At 71.4% G+C, this 17989-nt stretch carries 18 protein-coding genes and 1 pseudogene; 6 read left to right on the plus strand and 13 right to left on the minus strand.

Going from position 1 to position 17989, the window contains the following annotated elements; translation table 11 throughout:
* Positions 1–67 precede the first annotated feature (67 nt).
* Positions 68–1990 (plus strand): chorismate-binding protein, encoded by a 1923-nt coding sequence (locus tag O7616_RS25900; protein WP_282304403.1) that lies wholly within the window; start codon positions 68–70, stop codon positions 1988–1990.
* Between the two features lie 85 nt (positions 1991–2075).
* On the opposite strand, the gene wrbA is transcribed toward O7616_RS25900, so the two are convergent.
* The 6 genes from wrbA to O7616_RS25930 form a co-directional block, all read right to left on the minus strand.
* On the minus strand, positions 2076–2693 hold the full coding sequence (gene wrbA / locus O7616_RS25905; protein ID WP_282257982.1) for an NAD(P)H:quinone oxidoreductase: 618 nt from the start codon (positions 2691–2693) through the stop codon (positions 2076–2078).
* A gap of 318 nt (positions 2694–3011) precedes the next feature.
* Positions 3012–3380 carry a DUF3037 domain-containing protein gene (locus O7616_RS25910; protein WP_282257981.1) on the minus strand — a complete coding sequence of 123 codons (369 nt, stop codon included), beginning with the start codon at positions 3378–3380 and terminating at the stop codon, positions 3012–3014.
* Entirely contained in the window at positions 3377–4138 is a 762-nt protein-coding gene (locus O7616_RS25915) for a HipA family kinase (protein WP_282304404.1), read from the minus strand. The genes O7616_RS25910 and O7616_RS25915 overlap by 4 nt, the downstream gene beginning before the upstream one ends.
* 33 nt (positions 4139–4171) lie before the next feature.
* Positions 4172–4762, minus strand: coding sequence for a TetR/AcrR family transcriptional regulator (locus tag O7616_RS25920; protein ID WP_282304405.1), 591 nt, complete (start codon positions 4760–4762; stop codon positions 4172–4174).
* A 248-nt stretch (positions 4763–5010) separates the two neighbouring features.
* Complete coding sequence (locus O7616_RS25925) at positions 5011–5382, minus strand: hypothetical protein (protein ID WP_282304406.1); 372 nt, start codon at positions 5380–5382, stop codon at positions 5011–5013.
* Between the two features lie 232 nt (positions 5383–5614).
* The gene (locus O7616_RS25930) at positions 5615–6139 is read right to left on the minus strand and encodes a hypothetical protein (protein WP_282304407.1); all 525 of its coding nucleotides are present in this window, start codon (positions 6137–6139) and stop codon (positions 5615–5617) included.
* 189 nt (positions 6140–6328) lie between these two features.
* On the opposite strand from O7616_RS25930, the gene O7616_RS25935 reads away from it, so the two are divergent.
* Positions 6329–7438 (plus strand): winged helix DNA-binding domain-containing protein, encoded by a 1110-nt coding sequence (locus O7616_RS25935; protein WP_282304408.1) that lies wholly within the window; start codon positions 6329–6331, stop codon positions 7436–7438.
* Between the two features lie 11 nt (positions 7439–7449).
* Here O7616_RS25935 and malQ read toward each other — a convergent pair whose 3' ends face one another.
* The 5 genes from malQ to O7616_RS25960 all read right to left on the minus strand — a co-directional run bounded on the left by malQ (position 7450) and on the right by O7616_RS25960 (position 13822).
* Positions 7450–9408, minus strand: coding sequence for a 4-alpha-glucanotransferase (gene malQ, locus O7616_RS25940; RefSeq protein ID WP_282304409.1), 1959 nt, complete (start codon positions 9406–9408; stop codon positions 7450–7452).
* Positions 9409–9522: 114 nt separating this feature from the next.
* A complete protein-coding gene (gene ugpC / locus O7616_RS25945) occupies positions 9523–10731 on the minus strand; it encodes a sn-glycerol-3-phosphate ABC transporter ATP-binding protein UgpC (RefSeq protein WP_282304410.1) in 1209 nt (402 codons plus the stop codon).
* Between the two features lie 10 nt (positions 10732–10741).
* A complete protein-coding gene (locus tag O7616_RS25950) occupies positions 10742–11578 on the minus strand; it encodes a carbohydrate ABC transporter permease (protein ID WP_282257973.1) in 837 nt (278 codons plus the stop codon).
* 1 nt (position 11579) lies between these two features.
* The gene (locus tag O7616_RS25955; RefSeq protein ID WP_348773890.1) at positions 11580–12497 is read right to left on the minus strand and encodes a sugar ABC transporter permease; all 918 of its coding nucleotides are present in this window, start codon (positions 12495–12497) and stop codon (positions 11580–11582) included.
* Between the two features lie 35 nt (positions 12498–12532).
* A complete protein-coding gene (locus O7616_RS25960) occupies positions 12533–13822 on the minus strand; it encodes an ABC transporter substrate-binding protein (RefSeq protein WP_282304412.1) in 1290 nt (429 codons plus the stop codon).
* Positions 13823–14224: 402 nt separating this feature from the next.
* Here O7616_RS25960 and O7616_RS25965 point away from each other — a divergent pair.
* From O7616_RS25965 to O7616_RS25980, 4 genes and pseudogenes are all read left to right on the plus strand, one after another.
* Positions 14225–14335: pseudogene (locus tag O7616_RS25965) on the plus strand (DUF397 domain-containing protein); the annotation flags it as partial.
* Positions 14336–14475: 140 nt separating this feature from the next.
* The gene (locus O7616_RS25970) at positions 14476–15177 is read left to right on the plus strand and encodes a VOC family protein (protein ID WP_282304413.1); all 702 of its coding nucleotides are present in this window, start codon (positions 14476–14478) and stop codon (positions 15175–15177) included.
* A gap of 184 nt (positions 15178–15361) precedes the next feature.
* Positions 15362–15793 (plus strand): hypothetical protein, encoded by a 432-nt coding sequence (locus O7616_RS25975; protein WP_282257964.1) that lies wholly within the window; start codon positions 15362–15364, stop codon positions 15791–15793.
* Between the two features lie 47 nt (positions 15794–15840).
* On the plus strand, positions 15841–16116 hold the full coding sequence (locus tag O7616_RS25980; protein ID WP_269683309.1) for a hypothetical protein: 276 nt from the start codon (positions 15841–15843) through the stop codon (positions 16114–16116).
* A 323-nt stretch (positions 16117–16439) separates the two neighbouring features.
* Here the strand turns inward: O7616_RS25980 and O7616_RS25985 are convergent, their stop codons facing one another.
* Together O7616_RS25985 and O7616_RS25990 are read right to left on the minus strand one after the other, a co-directional pair.
* Complete coding sequence (locus tag O7616_RS25985) at positions 16440–17153, minus strand: HAD family hydrolase (RefSeq protein ID WP_282304414.1); 714 nt, start codon at positions 17151–17153, stop codon at positions 16440–16442.
* Between the two features lie 38 nt (positions 17154–17191).
* Positions 17192–17815: a TetR/AcrR family transcriptional regulator gene (locus O7616_RS25990; protein ID WP_282304415.1), complete on the minus strand. Its 624-nt coding sequence runs from the start codon at positions 17813–17815 to the stop codon at positions 17192–17194.
* Positions 17816–17989: the final 174 nt, after the last annotated feature.

The following is a 17989-nucleotide window of genomic DNA, read 5'->3' on the forward strand; positions in this document are numbered from 1 at the left end:
GGCGGCTGCCGGATCTCCCGGCCGGATGACCGCCACAACGGCGGCGCCGAGCCTGACGGAGACTCCGATGACCCACCTGACCGACCTGCTCACCGCCATCGTCAGCGGTGCCGACCCCGGCCCCTTCGCCCTGCTACGCCGTGAGGGCGCGGACGAGCTGGAACTGTTCACCGGCACCGTCGACACCGTCGAACGGCTCGCGGACATCCCGCTGACGCCGGGTACGTCCGGGGCGCAGACGTTGGCACTGGTGCCGTACCGGCAGATCTCCGAACGCGGCTTCGCCTGCGTCGACGACGGCGCCCCGCTGGAGTGCCTCCGGATCCGCGACCATCGACGGATCGCGCTGGCCGACGCCCTGGCCGCGCTGCCCGACGAGCAGGTCCGCACCGCCGACGCCGCGTTCGACATCACCGACGAGGACTACTCGCGCACCGTGCACCAGGTGCTCGCCGAGGAGATCGGCCGGGGTGAGGGCGCGAACTTCGTCATCCACCGCACCATGCACGCCACCGTGCAGGGTCCACCGCTGGTGGCGGCGCTCGCCGCGCTGCGTCGGCTGCTGGTCGCCGAGCGCGGCGCGTACTGGACGTTCGTGGTGCACACCGGTACCCGGACGTTGGTGGGCGCGAGTCCGGAGCGGCACGTCAGCGTCGACGACGGGCTGGTGATGATGAACCCGATCAGCGGCACCTTCCGGCGTGCCGGCGACACGCCGGACCGGGAGGCGCTGCTGCGTTTCCTCGCCGACCCCAAGGAGGTCGAGGAGCTGTACATGGTGCTCGACGAGGAGCTGAAGATGATGGCCACGGTCGCCGAGCACGGCGGCCAGGTGATCGGCCCGTACCTGAAGGAGATGTCGCACCTGGCGCACACCGAGTACCTGCTCGCCGGGCAGAGCACCCGCGACGTCCGGGACGTGCTGCGCGAGACGATGTTCGCGCCGACCGTCACGGGCAGCCCGATGGAGAACGCCTGCCGGGTGATCGCCCGACACGAACGCCGAGGCCGGGGCTACTACTCCGGGGTGCTGGCGCTGGTCGGCCACGACGAGGCCGGCCGCCAGACCCTCGACGCGCCGATCCTGATCCGTACCGCCGAGATCTCCCCTGCCGGGCGGCTGCGGGTGCCGGTGGGCGCCACCCTGGTCCGACACTCGACGGCAGCCGGTGAGGTGGCCGAGACGCACGCCAAGGCCGCCGGTGTGCTGGCCGCGCTCGGCCTCGGGCCGGCGGCGCCCGACCGGGGGGACGAGCCGGTCGCGCGACTGGCCGACGACCCGGCGGTACGCGACGCGCTGGCCCGGCGCAACGCCCCGCTCGCCCGGTTCTGGCTGGACCAGCGGGCACCGGACGCTCCCAAGCTGCCCGGTCTGGTCGGCCGTCGCGCGTTGATCGTGGACGCCGAGGACACGTTCACCGGGATGCTGGCCCACCAGTTGGGCGCGTTGGGTCTCGCGGTGACCACCCGACCGTGGCACACGAGCGGCTCGGTCGACGGGTACGACCTGGTGGTGGCCGGCCCCGGGCCGGGTGACCCGGGTAGCCCGGACGAGCCGAAGATGACGGCGGTACGGGAGCTGCTGGGCGGCCTGCTGGCGGCCGGTCGGCCGACCCTCGCGGTCTGCCTCGGCCACCAGGTGCTGTCCGGGCTGCTGGGGCTGCCGCTGCACCGCAGGGACGCGCCCTATCAGGGGTTGCAGCGGGAGGTGCCGCTGTTCGGCAGGACCCGGCGGGTCGGGTTCTACTCGACGTTCACGGCCCGCGCGGAAGCCGACCGGCTGGAGACCGCGTACGGGCCGGTGGAGCTGGCCCGGGACCCGGGCGACGGGGCCGTGCACGCGCTGCGGGGGCGCGGCTTCGCCGGGGTGCAGTTCCACCCCGAGTCGGTGCTGAGCCCGGACGGGCTGGCTGTGCTGACCGAGCTGTTGAGTGACCTGCTGCCGGCACCGCGGGCGGACGAGCTGTCCGCGACGGGCGGACGCGCATAGTCGTTCCGCCTCGGGGTAGGGCTGGATCGACCGGTGGCGCGGACGGGCCGAGAGCCCCCGCCCGCGCCACCGGTCGCTTCCGCCGTCAGCTGCCCAGGCCCGCCTTCAACGCGGCCCCGAGCTGCACCGCCCGCCGGGCGGTGAGCGCGCAGGCGCCCAGCGCCACGGCGTCCGGGGCGATCTCGCCGTTGTTGCTCGTGTGCGAGGGGCCGTAGGGGTTGCCGGCGATGAACTGGCTGGTGTCGGTGTAGCCGGGGGTCACCACCACACCGCCCCAGTGGTAGAAGACGTTGAACAGCGAGGTCAACGTGGTCTCCTGCCCGCCGTGCGAGGTGGCCGTCGAGGTGAAGGCGGAGTAGACCTTGTTGGCCAGCGCGCCCTGGGCCCAGAGCGGGCCGGTGGTGTCGATGAACTGCTTCAGCTGGGCGGCGATCAGGCCGTAGCGGGTCGGCGCGCCGAGGATCACCACGTCGGCCCAGGCCAGGTCGTCGATCATCGCCTCGGGCACGTCCTGGGTCTCCAGGTGGTGGGCCTGCCAGCCGGAGTTGGAGCGGATCGCCTCGTCCGGCGCCAGCTCGCGCACCTTACGCAGCCGCACGTCGGCGCCGGCGTCCCCGGCGGCCTCGCACACGGCCTGCGCCATCTGGTACGTGATGCCGGTCGCGCTGTAGTAGATCACCGCTACCTTGGTCTGGGCAGCCATCAGATGTTTCCCCTAACTCGTCTCGGGTCAGCTCCCGCGACTACCCGATGAGCGCGCTCTCTAACGCCAGCGCGCGAGGGTTCTCACCGATCGATCCGCCGGGCTCAAGTTTTCCGCAACTTCCGGGTGGTTACGGCCCTGCGTCCCACGCGGGCGGCGATCCTGATGTCACCGGTGCCGGCGGGAACGAGCCGCCGCCCCGCACCGGGCACCTGAACGGGGGATCGCGCTCCGCCGGCAACGGCGCTGGCGTAGCGCGATCAGGGGTCGTCGGATGTACCGGGGCGCGGTGGACCCCGCAGTCGGTGGACCCGGCACTCAGTGGACCAGGGCCGCCATCAGCCGCTCCAGCTCGGCCGCCGGGTCGGCGGTGAGCCCGGTGTGCACCGGCCCGGCCTGGATCATCGTGCTGCGGGGTGCCACCAGCCAGTGGAACCGCTCACCGAGTCGCATCCGGGTCGCCGGCCCGTCGCCGGAGCAGGTCCGGTCCCAGGAGCCGAGCGCGGCGGCCACCGCGGGCAGGTCGACGTCGGAGGCCAGGGCGCGGACCCGGTCGGCGTCCAGGTGGGTGCGCGCCCCCAGGAAGTCGCGCTGCTGGCAGTAGAGCAGCACCCCGACGTTGATCTGTTCGCCGCGCTCGATGCGGGGCACCAGCCGGATCAGCGCGTACTCGAAGGGGTGCCTCATGCCGCGCTCCCCGGTGGCAGCCAGTCGGCGGTGCGGGCGACCCGGGCGGACAGGTGGTCGCGGTAGGCGGCCCGCGCCTCGTCGGCCGTCTCGAAGTCGGCGGCCGTCAGCCACTCGTCGGGCACCAGGGCCAGCACCTCGGTCAGCAGGTCGGTGGTGACCCGTGGGGCCAGCTCGGCGTCGGCCTCGGCGAGCCCGTCGGCGTACGGGGCGAGCACGTGGTCCTCGGCTCCCCGGTAGGCGCGGTGCACGGCGGCCCCGGCGCGCGGCCAGTTGTGGTGGAAGTAGAGCGAGGCACCGTGGTCGATGAGCCACAGCTCCCGGTGCCACACCAGCAGGTTGGGGTTGCGCCAGCTCCGGTCGACGTTCTCCACGTACGCGTCGAACCAGAGCACCCGCGACGCCAGCGCCGCGTCGACGGGATGCGCCACCGGGTCGAAGCCGAGCGCCCCGGGCAGGAAGTCCATGCCCAGGTTCGCGCCGCCGCTGTTCCGCAGCAGCTCCTGCACCTCCTGGTCGGGCTCGGCGCGGCCGATGACCGGGTCGATGTCGAGCACCACCAGCGGCGGCACCCGCAGCTCCAGGCGGCGGGCCAACTCACCGCAGATCACCTCGGCGACCAGCGCCTTGGGCCCCTGCCCGGCACCCCGGAACTTCGCCACGTACGTGCCGAGGTCGTCGGCCTCCACCACGCCCGGCAACGAGCCACCCTCGCGTAGCGGGGTGACGTAGCGGATCGCGGTGACCTGGCGGAGCACGTCGCCAACCCTACTGTGATCTCCGAGGGTGGGTCACCGTGGTTGCTGGAGTCCGCGCAGGAGCAGGTCGACGAGCCGCCGGGGGTCGTACTCCGGGTCGTTGTCGCGGCCGATGCAGAGGTTGCCGATGCCACGCATCAGCTCGTAGGGGCCGGTGCCGGGGGTGATCTCACCCGAGGCGACCGAGGCGTCGAGCAGTTGCGCGCAGACCGGCACGAGCTGGTCGACGAAGTAGGTGTGCAGCGCGTCGAAACCGCCGGTGTCCGATCGCAGCGCGTTGGCCAGGCCGTGCTTCGTCACCAGGAAGTCGATGAAGAGGTCGACCCACTGGTGGAGTGCGGCCAGGGGCGAGGCGGCGTTCGCCAGCAGGGTGGAGCCGGCCGCGGCGCAGGCCTCGACCTGGTGGCGGTAGACGGCGACGACGAGGTCCGCCCGGGTCGGGAAGTGCCGGTAGATCGTCCCGATGCCGACCCCGGCCCGGGCCGCGATCTCCCGGATCGGCGCTTCGACACCGGAGGTGACGAACACCGCAGCGGCGGCGGCAAGGAGTGCCTGTTGGTTACGCAGCGCGTCGGCCCGTCTGCCACGGGTCGGCACCTGCGGGGACTGGCTCGTCGCCGACACCGGCTCTCCTCCACCCACACGATCAGAAAACGGATCAACGCTCCGCATGATAGTGGAACAGCGATCCGATTCGACTGTAGCCGAAGCAGGCGGTGCCCTGCCCCGGCACCAACCGTGCCGGTGCCGCGTCAGCACCCGGAAGGCTCCTCGCCGCGCCGGGTCGAGGCGGCGACGCCGTCGGCCGGGTCGAGTCGAGGTAGGTCCAGCGGGGCCAGCGGCACTCCCTGGCCCCGCTCACCGGGCCGGTGTCAGTCGAGCTTGTCGCGCAGCTTGTCGACCTGGGTCTGCAGGCGGTCCACCGCGTTCTCGTTGTTGACGAACGTGGTGATCCCCGCAGCCAGCCCCAGCCCGATCAGCACCGCCAGGATGCTGAGCACCAGGCCGCCGATCGACACACCACGTCCGGTGACCCCGGGTCGGCGCGCCATCTTGAGGCCGACGATGCCGAGGATGATCCCGATGATGCCGAGCACCAGCCCCAGCCAGGCGAGGATCGCCGTCAACACGCTGAACAGACCGGCCACACCGAAGACCAGGGCGAAGGTGGCGGCCGCGCTGGTCTTGGCACCGGTGGACGCTCGATGGGGCCGGGACCCGGCCGATTGGCTTGCGGCAGTCATGAGGCTCCCCTCCGTACGCGCGGCGCGCGCACTTCCGGGTGAGCGCCTTCCCACCGTGTGGGTCGTTATGCCAGCTCAACGGGGTGCGCTGCCGGCGGGGTGCCCCGGCGGGGAGATGCCGTCTGAGCCGGATCTTGACCGACACGGCCTCGACGGCGGATTCGGCGGGTTCGGCGGATAGACGGAGACAGAGGACGGGCTCAAGCCCGCCCTCTAGCCCGTGTGTCAGACCTCAGGACGTGAAGGGGTACCGCAGTTCGAGGATCGTGGCATCGCCCCGGCCCTGCCCGACGCCGACCGGCTGCCACTCCGCGGGAATGACCTCCTCGACCTCCACCACGGTGGGTTCGTCCTTCACCTCGACCTTCGCCGCGATCGTGCGGGTGCTGTCGCCGCGAACGAAGTAGACCTGAGGGATCTCCATGGTGAGCAGGCCCGTGGTGCCGGTGGCCTTGAAGCAGAAGTTGATGCCTGCCGGCAGGGTGAGGTCGTTGCTCTGCACCAGGATCAGGTCCGCCGGTGGGTTGTTGGGCGTCGACCCACAGCTGACCAACGTGATGTGCCCGTCACCCTTGATCAGCTTGATGCCCCGCTGAGCCAGCACCTGCGCGGCGCCCGGGTAGGAGTAGTCCTCGACGATCGAGGGCGGCGTGTCCTCGGCCGCGGACGGAAGTTGACTGACGACCACCGCCGCTGCGCTGGCCAGCACGACAGCGGCAGCACCGGCGACAGTTGTTTTCCAGGAGGGAGTCTGCATTGATCGTTCACCCCGTGTGAAGTCACCTGAGACCAGTCGCCCGCACGGTCCGGTGTGGATCGACGTGGCGGCACCGCTGCGGCACCAGGATGGTGACGGCAGAGATCGTCCCACATCTACGTCTCGCCGTGGGGGCAGCGACGTCGGCCGGTTGTCATACGCTGGCCGTCGACCCGGGGAAGGAGCCTGATGAGCAGGGATCTCACGGCGTCCGAGGCGCTCGGCCTACGGATGACGAGCCTGCTGCTGCGCCCGCACCCGAGCAGCCGACCCGGCGGCGTCGCCGACGTGGTGCGGTGGTTCGGTGCGATGCAGGCGCAGGATCTGGCGAGCGGCCTGTGGTCGTTGGGCGCACGCCTGCCCGGGCAGAGCGTCGCCGACGTGCAGGCGGCGTTGGAGCGGCGCGAGGCCCTGCGCACCTGGCCGATGCGGGGCACCGTGCACCTCGTCCCGCCCGCCGACGCCCGCTGGATGCTGGAGCTGACCGGCGTACGCTCGCTCTCCGGCTCGGCGACCCGGCGCGCGCAGCTCGGTCTCACCGAGGCCGACGAGGGCCGCGCGATGGACGTGCTCGGCGCGGCGCTGGCCGGCGGCGGGCGACTCACCCGCGCCCAGTGCCTCGCCACCCTGCGCGAGGCGGGCATCGGCACCGACGGACAACGCGGTTACCACCTGCTGTGGACCGCGAGCGTGCGCGGGGTGACCTGCGTGGCACCCAACGTCGGCACCGACCAGACCTTCGCCCTGCTCGACGAGTGGGCGCCCGAGTCACGCCGACTGGACCGGGACGAGGCGCTGGCAGTGCTCGCCCACCGCTACGTGCGGGGGCACGGGCCGGTCACCGCCCGCGAGTTCGCCGGGTGGAGCGGCCTCACGCTGACCGACGCGCGGCGCGGCCTGGCCGCCGCCGAGAGCGCACTGAGCACCGTACGGGTCGACGGCGAGCCGATGCACGTCGACGCGGCGCTGGCCGACGTGCCGGACCTCGCGCCGGACGACGTGCTCGCGCTGCCCGGCTTCGACGAGTACCTGCTCGGCTACCGGGATCGCTCACTGATGCTCGACCCGGCCGACCAGCAGGCCGTCGTGCCGGGCAACAATGGCATCTTCCAAGCCACAGTGGCCCGCGCCGGGCGGGTCGTCGGTGTGTGGAAGCGCAAGGTCGGCCGCTCAGCCGTCACCGTGGCGGTCCGACCGCTCACGTCACTCGACGCGGCGGCACGGGCCCGGGTGGAGCAGGCGCTGGGGCGGTACGCGGACTTCCTCGGGCTGCCGGCGCGCGTCGACTGGCTGGCGTGACCTGAGCGACGTCAATCCTGGCCGGCCCGTTGCGGGCGGGCGGTGGTGAGCAGGTCGACGATCCGGGCCACCCGGGGGTCCGAACGGATCTCCGCGACGGTCGCCGGTAGTGGCAGCCGCCAGTTCGGGTACTCGTCCACGGTGCCCGGCATGTTGGGCTGACGCACCTCGCCCAGCACGTCGTAGAGGGAGACGCCGAGCAGCCGGGTGGGGCTCGCCGCGAGCGCCGCGTGCATGGCCACCACCACGTCGTCGTCGGATGTCGCCTCCGGGTCGGGCAGCAGATCCTCCGCCCGCAGCATGTCCAGCAAACGCTTCCGGTCCGTGGCGGCCCGGGCCCGCTCCACCGCCACGTCGGTGCCGAGCAGCTTCAACTCGTCGCGCACCCGTACGTGCTCACCGGTCAGGAAGCCCGGCGCGGTCGGCAGGTCGTGCGTCGAGATCGTGGCCAGCGCGTTGCGCGGCCAACGGGCGGGCGGGACGAACGCGCCGTCGTCGTCGCGGGCGAACCACAGCACCGTCGAGCCGAGCATGTTGCGCCCGCGCAGCCCCCGGGTCACCGCCGGTTGGACGGTACCGAGGTCCTCACCGACCACCACCGCACCGGCCCGGTGCGCCTCCAGCGCGAGGATGCCGAGCATCGCCTCGGCGTCGTAACGCACGTAGGTGCCCTCCGCCGCCCCGGCGCCCGGCGGCACCCACCACAGCCGCCACAGGCCCGCGACGTGGTCGACCCGCAGGCCACCGGCGTGCCGCAGGGTCCGGCGCAGCATGTCCCGGTAGGCGGCGTACCCGGTGGCGGCGAGCCGGTCCGGGCGCCACGCGGCGAGCCCCCAGTCCTGGCCGAGCTGGTTGAAGTCGTCCGGCGGGGCCCCGACCCGCACTCCCTGGGCCAGCACGTCGGCGAGCTGCCAACCGTCCGCGCCGCCGGGGTCGATGCCGACGGCCAGGTCGTGCACCACCCCGACCGGCATCCCGGCCGCCCGGGCCGCCGCCGTGACGGCGTCGAGCTGCTCGTCGCACAGGTGCTGCAACCAGGCGTGGAAGGCGACCCGGTCGGCGAGCTGCCGACGCTGCTCGGCGACCGCCGGGGAGTCCGGGTGGTGCAGCGCCTCCGGCCAGGCACGCCAGTCGTTGCCGTGCCGCTCGGCGAGCGCGCACCAGGTGGCGAAGCTGGTCAGCGCCGGGTCCGCGGCCAGGTCGACCGACTGGGCGTACGGGTGCAGCAGCTCCAGGGCGTGCCGCTTGGCGGCCCACACCCGGTCGTAGTCGATCAACTCGCCACGGTCGGGGCGCAGGGCGTCCACCACGGCCCGGGTCGCCGGGTCGGCCGCCCGGTACGCGGCGGTGTCACCGACCCGCAGGTAGAGCGGGTTGACGAAGCGTCGACTGGCGGGCGAGTAGGGCGAGGCGGCGACCGGGTGCGCGGGCCCGACGGCGTGCAGCGGGTTGAGCAGCACCAGCCCGGCGCCGGTGTCGCCGGCCCAGCGGGTGACGTCGGCGAGGTCGCCGAGGTCACCCATGCCCCAGGAGCGTTCCGAGGTCAGCGCGTAGAGCTGGAGCATCCAGCCCCAGGTGCGTGGGGGCACCGGGAGTCGGCGGGGCACCACCACCAGCGTCGCCTCCTGGTCGGCGCAGGCCAACCGGTGCCAGCCCAGCGGCAGGTCCCCCGGCAGCTCGCCGTCGACGGCGCGTCGACCGCCGTCCTCAAGGGTCACCACGCCCGGGCCGGGCAGCGCCCGGGTCGTGCCGTGGGTCAGCACCACGGTCGGCGGCAACGCGCCCCGGTCGACGGCACGGGCTGCGGCCAGCGCGTCCGCGATGGCCGCCGGGCTGGTGGCGTCCACACCGAGCAGGCCGAGCACACCCACCACGGTCTCCGGTGCGACAGCGACGCGACGGTGCCGCCAGTCCTCGTACCAGGTGGACACGCCGTGCGCATCGGCCAGCGCGGCCAGTCGTCGGTTCATCCCGCCCCCCGCCTCACGACGCGACCTCCGACCACCTTCCCACGACCCGGCCGGCGGCGCAGGACACGACGAGGGCCGGCGGGCGAACCCGCCGGCCCGTCACCCTGCTGGCGTTCAGTCGCCGAGCGCGCCGGCCGCCCGCCCCTCGTGCAGGGTCAGGTTCCGCCCGGTGGTCGGGTCGAACAGGTGAATCTTCTCCAGGTTGAACCAGACCCGCCGCGACTGCCCCTCGGCGACAGCGGACTCCGCGGACAGCCGGGTCACCAGGTTGCCCCCGGCGCCGGCGAAGTCGGCGGCACCGGCGTCGGCGGCCAACTCCTCCAACTCGGCGGCGCTGGCCTTCTCTCCCTCGACGGTGAAGTAGACGTACTTGTCCGAGCCCATCGACTCGACGATGTCGACCGGCGCCTCGAACTCCATGCCCCGGCGGCGGGTGTCGTCGTCGACCAGTTCGGCGTCCTCGAAGTGCTCGGGGCGGATCCCGAGGATCAGCTCGCGGGGCGCGTCGGCCGACTCCAACTCCCGGCGGACCCGGTCGCCGAGCGGCACGTCACCCAGCGCGGTACGCAGACCGCCGTCCTCCACGGCGGCGTGCAGGAAGTTCATCGACGGCGAGCCGATGAACCCGGCCACGAAGAGGTTGCGCGGGTGGTCGTACAGCTCCTGCGGTGGCCCGACCTGCTGCACCGCTCCACCCCGCATGATCACCACGCGGTCGCCGAGGGTCATCGCCTCGGTCTGGTCGTGGGTGACGTAGACGGTGGTGGTGCCGAGCTGCTTCTGCAACCGGGACACCACGGTACGCATCTGCACCCGCAGCTTGGCGTCGAGGTTGGACAGCGGCTCGTCCATCAGGAACGCCTTCGGCTGGCGGACGATCGCCCGGCCCATCGCCACCCGTTGGCGTTGACCACCGGACAGGTTGGCCGGCTTGCGGTCCAGCAGTGAGGTCAGCTCCAGCACCTTGGCCGCCTCGTCGACCTTGGCGTTGATGGTCTCCTTGTCCAGCTTCGCCAGCCGCAGCGGGAACGCCATGTTCTCCCGCACCGTCATGTTCGGGTAGAGCGCGTAGGACTGGAACACCATGGCGATGTCCCGGTCCCGGGGGGCCTTGTCGTTGACCCGCTGCCCGCCGATGCGCAGCTCGCCGGAGCTGATGTCCTCCAATCCGGCGATCATGTTGAGGGTGGTGGACTTCCCGCAGCCGGAGGGGCCGACCAGGATCACGAACTCACCGTCGGCGATCTCCAGGTCGACGTCCCGCACGGCGACCGTCCCGTCCGGGAAGTTCTTGCTCACCTTGTCCAGCACGATGTCAGCCATGACTACTCACCTATCCCTTGACCGCGCCGGAGGTCAGACCGGACACGATGCGACGCTGGAAGAAGAGGACGAAGAGGATGATCGGTACGGTGATCACCACGGCGGCGGCGCAGATCGCCCCGGTGGGGTCCTCGAACTGCGACGCGCCGGTGAAGAACGACAGCGCGGCCGGCACCGTGCGGGAGCGCTCGGTGGAGGTCAGCGAGATGGCGAACAGGAAGTCGTTCCAGCAGAAGATGAAGACCAGGATCGCGGTGGTGAACAACCCGGGCGCGGCCAGTGGCGCGATCACCCGCCGGAACGCCTGGGCCTGGGTCGCGCCGTCCATCTTCGCGGCCTTCTCCAGGTCCCACGGGATCTGCTTGAAGAACGCCGACAGGGTGTAGATCGCCAGCGGCAGCGCGAAGGTGATGTACGGCAGGATCAGCCCGGGCCAGGTGTCGAAGATCCCCAACTGTCGTTCGATCTCGAACAGCGGCGACACCAGTGACACCTGCGGGAACATCGCGATCAGCAACGAGATGCCGACCAGCAACCGCTTGCCGGGAAAGTCCAGCCGACTGATCGCGTACGCGGCCATCGCCCCGAGCACCACCGCGATCAAAGTGGCGATCAGCGCGATGCCGATGGAGTTGACGAGCGCCCGGACGAACTGGTCGGTGTCGAAGATCGTCCGGTAGTTGTCGAGCGTCCACTCCCGGGGGATGAAGTTCCCGTCGGTGAGGGTGGCCGGCGTCTTGAACGACAGCGACGCGATCCACAGCACCGGGACGAGCGCGAAGACGACAACGAGGACGTCGAGCAGACCCCAGCGCAGCTTTGCCTTACCAGTGGTTTCGACGGCCATGTCAGCGCCTCTCCCCGTCGTCGCTGCCGGGGGCAGCGGTGCCGAACAGCTTCACGAAGACGAACGCGATGATCGCCACGGTGATGAAGATCAGTACCGACATCGTCGAGCCGATGCCGAGGTTGAGACCCCGCAGCAGGTTGTTGTAGGCGAGCATCGACACCGACGACGTCTCGTTGCCTCCGGCGGTGAGCACGTAGATGTTGTCGAAGACCCGGAACGCGTCCAGGGTGCGGAAGAGCAGCGCCACCAGGATCGCCGGCTTCATCACCGGCAGCATCACCTTGGTGAACTTCTGCCAGGCGGTCGCGCCGTCGGTGGAGGCAGCCTTCAGCAGGTCCTCCGGCACCAGCGCCAGCCCGGCCATCAGCAGCAGCGCCATGAACGGGGTGGTCTTCCAGATCTCCGCGAGCATGATGATCGCCAGCGAGCTGGCCCGCTCGGTCAGCGGAGCGCCGTCGCTGAACAGGTCGGCCAGGTAGCCGGTGCCGGGCGTCCAGGCGTACCGCCAGGAGAACGCGGCGACCACGGTGACGATCCCGTACGGGATGAGCGCCGAGGTCCGGACCAGGCCGCGCCCGACCAGGGTGCGGTGCATGATGATCGCCAGGCCCATACCGAGCACCAGTTCGACGGCCACGGTGACCACGGTGATCAGCGTGGTCACCCCGAACGCGGTCCACCAGAACTCGTTGGTGAGCACGGTGACGTAGTTCTCCAACCCGACGAACTCCCGCTGGTCGGGGAAGCGCAGGTCGAAGCGCTGCAACGACAGCCAGACCGAGTAGAGGATCGGGTACGCGGTCACCAGGATCATGACCAGCGCGGCCGGCGCGCAGAGCAGCCAGCCGAGCCGCCGTTCGGCCTTCTTGTTCTCGCTCAGCGGCGGCTTGCGGCGGCCCCCGCGTTGGGTGGGCACGGTGGGTGTCGTGGTCTTCTCGACGGTGTCCGCGCTCACGGGAGCACCCCCTTCGACTCGAGGGCGTCGGCGATGGCGCCGCGCAACTCGTCGGCGGTCTGCTGCGGACGGATCCCGGACGGCGGCGACAGGATCGCCGACATCACCGTGGAGATGCTCTGGTACGCGGGGGTCAGGGGCCGCGTCGCCGGGTCCTTCAGCTCCTCCAGGATGGTGTCCTTCATCGGGTACGCCTCGGTCATCTCCGGGTCGTCGAAGACCGCCTCGATGGTGGGCGGTACGCCGTCGTTGATGGCGGAGAACTTCTGGTGTTCGGCGCTGCGGATGCACCGGGCCGCCTCGAAGGACAGCTCCGGGTGCTTGGAATAGGAGCTGACCGCCAGGTTGACCCCACCGATGGTGACCTTGCTGGGGGTGCCCTCGTCGACGCTGGGGATGCGCGCCCAGCCGACCTGCTCGGCCAGCTCCGGGTCGGCCTCCTGCAGCGCCGGGTAGACGAACGGCCAGTTCACCTGGAACGCGCCCGCGCCGGACTGGAACTCCAGCCGGACCGGGTCCTCGGTGGCGTTGCTGAACGACGGCGAGGTCACGCCCGACGTGGCGAAACGCTTCAGCTGGTCCAACGCCCGGACCGCGCCCTCGTCCATCACGGCCTTGGTGCCGTCGTCGTCGAGGATCTTCCCGCCGGCGCTCTCGGCCAGGGTGTTGTAGAGGACGACCAGGCCCTCGTACTGGGCGCCCATGGTGAGCACCTGGTACGGCTTGCCCTGCTCCTTGAGCTGCTGGGCGGCGCTGATCATCTGGTCCCAGGTGGTCGGCGGCTGCGGCACCAGGTCCTTGCGGTACCAGAGCAGCTGGACGTTGGTGTTCTTCGGGGCCGCGTACAGCTTGTCCTCGTAGCGGGCGGTCTCCAGCGGCCCGGCGAGGGTGCCCTGCTCGGCCTCGGCCTTGTCCTGGCCGGTCCACTCCCGGATCCACTTGGCGCTGGCGAACTCCTGGGTCCAGGTCACGTCCAGGCCGAGCACGTCCATGCCGGTGTCCTCGGCGGCCAGCCGGCGCACCATCTGCACCCGCTGGTCGTCGGCCTGCCGGGGCAGCACCCGGTAGGCGATCTCGTACCGCCCCTGGGCCTGCGCGTTGCAGTCGTCGACGACCTTCTGCAGGTTCTGCTCCGGCGGGTAGTACAGGTTGATGGTCGGCGTACCGCCACCACCGTCGTCACTGCCGCACGCGGCCAGCGGTGCGACGAGCGCCAGCGCGGCGGCCGCCGCCCCGAGCCGAACAACCGGCCGGCGTCGGTGTCGAGCCGCTTCGGGGTCCGTCATCGCCCTCCCCCTCTCTTCGGCGAAACCGGGGAGGGCATCCGTGCCCCGGCGCACGGCGAGACAATTCCGAGCCCCGTGAACTGCGGAAACACGACGGCTCAGATGCTCCGTGCGGCTACACTGCCCCACTCGCGAAGCCGCGAAACCTGGCCGTCACACCGAGCCTGCGGGCAGCGACGAGCTGTCTGCGGGCGGCGCGGACGCCATTTGCAAGATCGACTCGGCTTTCCGGAAGACGGGCTGTCACCGCGCCCGGAAGCCCCGCCTTTCAGGAAGCGGAGTCGATCAAGCGGTGCGTCGAGCTAGGTCAGGTGCGGGCCCTGGCCCAGGAGGAGTACATGCGGGCGGTCGACACCCACCACGAGACCGGCGACCGATTCCAGCGGATGCTGGACAGGTTGGACCGGCCCACAGTGGCGCAAGTCGACCCGGTCCGGTGGCAACGGCGGGTCCCGCGTCGAGGTCGCCGACAACCTGCCGACCGTGGTGCTGGTGCGCGACACCAAGGACCGCGGCCCCAACCCGGTCGATCATGGAGTTGTGGTGCCTGGTTTGGGGTTGTACGAGGAGTTTGTCACCCACCACAACTCCATGATCGACGAGGCGTCGGGCGGCAGCTCCCACGGCGTGCCTGGACCAGGCATGCTGGGGTCATGATCGCGCGCTTCAAGGACCTCTGTCTGGACGCCGCCGACGCGCTCACGCTGGGCGGTTTCTGGGCCCGCATGCTCGACGGCGACGTGGCCGACGCCGGTGACGGCGACACCCGGTTGGACCCCCGCTCGGCCCGCTCCGACGCCGAGTCGATCTGGGTGAACAAGGTGCCCGAGCCCCGGGTCGGCAAGACCCGCGTACACCTGGATCTGCGGTTGGCCGACGCGGACCCGGCGGCGCTGCTCGCGGACGGTGCCCGGCTGGTGCGCGAGCCGGGCGGCGAGGCGACCTGGTGGGTGTTGAGCGACCCGGAGGGCAACGAGTTCTGTGCGTTCCCGGCCCGGGAGGGCACCCGGCCGGGCCCGTTCGAGTTGGTCGTCGACTCGACCGACCCGGTTGCGCAGGCGACCTGGTGGGCCGGAGTGGTTGGCGGCACCGTCGAGGACGAGGGGACCCACGCGGGTGTGGTCGGCGCGGCCGGGTTCCCCTGGGACTACTGGGTGTTCGCCGGGGTGCCCGAGCCCAAGACGGTCAAGAACCGCATGCACTGGGACGTCGAGTTGGTCGATCACGAGCCGGGCGCGCTGGTCAGCGCCGGTGCGACGGTGCTGGCCGAGCCGACCGACCGCAGCCGCTGGTGGGTGCTGGCTGATCCCGAGGGCAACGAGTTCTGCGCCTTCGCACCGCGCACTACCGGGTGAACGACCGACTACCCAGCGCGGGCATCGTCGACTAGCGTTTTCCTAGCGCCGCAGCGGGCGCGTTCGCCGCCGCCGTCGACACGCCTCGGCCGACCCCAACCTGCCCGATCGGTTGGTAATCGCGGGAACGTCGCACCGCCGCTCCCCCGGTTCGGCAGGATCGTCCCAACGAGGAGGTGCCGTCGTGCAGGACACCCGCGCTCTCGCCCTCACATTCGAGGTGAGCGGCCTGCCCCCGGTCAAGACCGAAGCGTTGTCCATCTTCGCCGCCGGGCATCGCCAGGCGACGAGGGTCCGCACCCTGCTCCAGGCCGCTCTCACCGCGGCCCAGCGCACCGGCTGGACGCCGCTGCCCGGGCCGGTCGAGGTCGACCTGGTCCTGCGCTGCCCACCCGGGCACCGTACGGCCGACGCCAGCACCCTGCTCGGCGGCGTCTGCGCGGTGTTGCAGGACAAGAAGCGGGTGTCGTCCATCGGCCTCAGCCACCTCGGCGTCCTGGTGGACGTCGCCCTCTACGACGACGACCGGCAGATCCGCCGGCTGTCGTACCACGAGGAGCCGGCGGAGGACTTTTCATACCAGGTGCGGGTCGCCGCCGTACCGAACGGGGTTTGACCGACGTCCGCGGTGGGGTACCGCGGACGCCGACGAAGGGAGCACCGATGTCGGAGCCACATGTCACGCTCGACCCGCGCGGGCTCGACCCGGTGCAGCAGAAGCTGCGCGGCCCGCTGGAGGAACAGCTGACCTCGGCGCTTCAGGCCGCCACCGACCGGGTCCGCGCGGATTACGCCGGCGAGCCGGTCGAGCAGGTCTGCCAGCGCCTGTTGGAGGAGACCCGCTCCGGGTTGCATCCCGACATCGCGGCCGGGTTCAACCCGGACATGGACGAGTTCTGCCGGGTGGCGGTGGCGATCGTCCGGCGTGAGGCGTCCTGAGTCGGCGACAGATCGTGGTGGTCAGGGCCGGGTCCGCAACTACCCGGCCCTGACCGTGGCGTCCGGCTGCGGTCACTCAGCTCCGCGGTGCCCACCCTCCGGACGCCTGACGCGTCCCGGCAAAACCCCAGAGCCAGAAGACGCCGGCCCAGGCTAGGGGGCCCCGACGGGGCGAACAAGCCGAAGCGGGCCGCCGACGGCATGACTGATCCCACGCTGAAAAAGCGGCATGTCGCCGTAACGGGACCCTGATCGTCGGCGCTGTTCGGGTCGCCGCGTCGGCTCGGCCGCCGCGGGCCGGGGTCCGACGTCGGGTGTGGCCGTCAGAAGTGACGGAGCAGGTCGCGGAACGCGGCCAGCCGCAGGACGCCGCCGTCGGTCGGGTCCAGCTCGTCCTCCTCCAGCACCCAGGTGTTCTCGTTCGGGATGAACACCGCGTTGAGCCCGGCGGCCCGCGCCGGCAGGATGTCGGACTTCGGGGAGTTGCCGATCATCCAGGCGGTGGACGGGTCGAAGCCGTGCTCCCGGACCAGCCACCGGTACGTCTCGGCGTTCTTCTCGGGCACGATGTGCGCGGCCTGGAAGTGGTGCAGCACCCCGCAGGCGTCCAGCTTGCGTTGCTGCTCCTCCCGGTCGCCCTTGGTCAGCAACAGCAGCTCGTGCCGGCTGGCCAGGTCGTCGAGCGCCTCGGCCACACCGGGCATCAGCTCCACCCGGTGTTCCACGAGCGCCACCGCCAACCGGTCGATCTCCTGGCGCTCGGTCTCGGTGGCCGGCCGGGCGCGCAGCCGTTCGAGGCACTCCCCCAGGCTGCGCAGGAACACCTTGCTGCCGTACCCGTGCGCCACCGCGTTGGCCCGCTCGATGTCGTCCAGGACGGCGCGCAACGCGGCCCGGTCCAGGGTGGGGTGGTCCAGCCAGGACAGGAAGTCGTCGATCACCCGCTCGAAGACGACGTTGTTCTCCCACAGGGTGTCGTCCGCATCGAAGATCAACACCTTCGCCTGCCGCCGCGCCGCCGTGCCGTCCGCTGTCATGCCGCCCCCGCGCGATCACGCTGATGCGGTGCGGAACTCTAGGTCATGTCGCCCGTCACCCCCACCGAGTTCCTGCTCGCCGGGTAGGGCCATCGCAGCAGTCGTTCGGCGATCAGCGCCTCCCGCTCCTCCTGCCCCTCGGGCCGGAGCCGACCACCACGGGTGAGCATCACCACGCCGTGCAGCAGGCTCCATCCCACCTCGGCGAGGGTGTCCAGGTCCCGCCCCTCGGCCAGGGGTTTCAGAGCCGCCCTCAGCTCCGCGAAGACCGCCCGCGGCGCGGCCGGCACACCATCCACGCCGAGCGCCAGGTCGGGGGTCAGCGCGAGCATCGCGTCGTAGACCTCCGGATTGGTGTACGCGAAGTCGAGGTACGCGGTAGCGACCGCCGACCAGGCACCGTCGGGACCGTCCACGGCTTCGGCGTGCGCCTCCGCCAGATCGGCGGCCAGGTCGGCGAACGCGCACACCGCGACGGCGGCGAGCAGCGCCTCCAGATCCGCGAAGTGTCGGTAGACGTCGCCGATGTCGATCTCGGCCCGTTCGGCGAGCCGGCGGGTGCTCACTTCCGCCCAGCCCTCCGCCTCGGCCAACTCCCGCGCGACCGTGACGAGAAGGTCACGCCGGTCCTGTTCGGTGGCCTTCTCGGCAGGTCCGGGCACGCCCACGAGCGTAAGCCCGGACCCCTCCGGTAGCCGCCTGGTGACAGATTGGTGACTGTTGTGGTGGGTGCGCCCCCTCCCCCCACGTGCCACAGCGGCCCCTGGCTCGTTAGGCGAGGAGATCACCGCGACGGGAGGGCACGTGCTCGTTCGGCGACACCGGCGCGTGGCGAG

It is taken from the genome of Micromonospora sp. WMMD964 (assembly GCF_029581455.1).
In the GTDB taxonomy this organism is placed as follows: Bacteria; Actinomycetota; Actinomycetes; order Mycobacteriales; family Micromonosporaceae; genus Micromonospora.

Coding starts and splice junctions, on each gene's coding strand:
- O7616_RS25910 (WP_282257981.1), bottom strand. CDS start 3,380: ATGAGGCACCCCTTCGAGTACGCGCTGATCCGGCTGGTGCCCCGCATC.
- O7616_RS25925 (WP_282304406.1), bottom strand. CDS start 5,382: ATGACTGCCGCAAGCCAATCGGCCGGGTCCCGGCCCCATCGAGCGTCC.
- wrbA (WP_282257982.1), bottom strand. CDS start 2,693: ATGGCTGCCCAGACCAAGGTAGCGGTGATCTACTACAGCGCGACCGGC.
- O7616_RS25930 (WP_282304407.1), bottom strand. CDS start 6,139: ATGCAGACTCCCTCCTGGAAAACAACTGTCGCCGGTGCTGCCGCTGTC.
- O7616_RS25900 (WP_282304403.1), top strand. CDS start 68: ATGACCCACCTGACCGACCTGCTCACCGCCATCGTCAGCGGTGCCGAC.
- O7616_RS25950 (WP_282257973.1), bottom strand. CDS start 11,578: ATGGCCGTCGAAACCACTGGTAAGGCAAAGCTGCGCTGGGGTCTGCTC.
- O7616_RS25960 (WP_282304412.1), bottom strand. CDS start 13,822: ATGACGGACCCCGAAGCGGCTCGACACCGACGCCGGCCGGTTGTTCGG.
- ugpC (WP_282304410.1), bottom strand. CDS start 10,731: ATGGCTGACATCGTGCTGGACAAGGTGAGCAAGAACTTCCCGGACGGG.
- O7616_RS25985 (WP_282304414.1), bottom strand. CDS start 17,153: ATGACAGCGGACGGCACGGCGGCGCGGCGGCAGGCGAAGGTGTTGATC.
- malQ (WP_282304409.1), bottom strand. CDS start 9,408: ATGAACCGACGACTGGCCGCGCTGGCCGATGCGCACGGCGTGTCCACC.
- O7616_RS25980 (WP_269683309.1), top strand. CDS start 15,841: ATGTCGGAGCCACATGTCACGCTCGACCCGCGCGGGCTCGACCCGGTG.
- O7616_RS25935 (WP_282304408.1), top strand. CDS start 6,329: ATGAGCAGGGATCTCACGGCGTCCGAGGCGCTCGGCCTACGGATGACG.
- O7616_RS25970 (WP_282304413.1), top strand. CDS start 14,476: ATGATCGCGCGCTTCAAGGACCTCTGTCTGGACGCCGCCGACGCGCTC.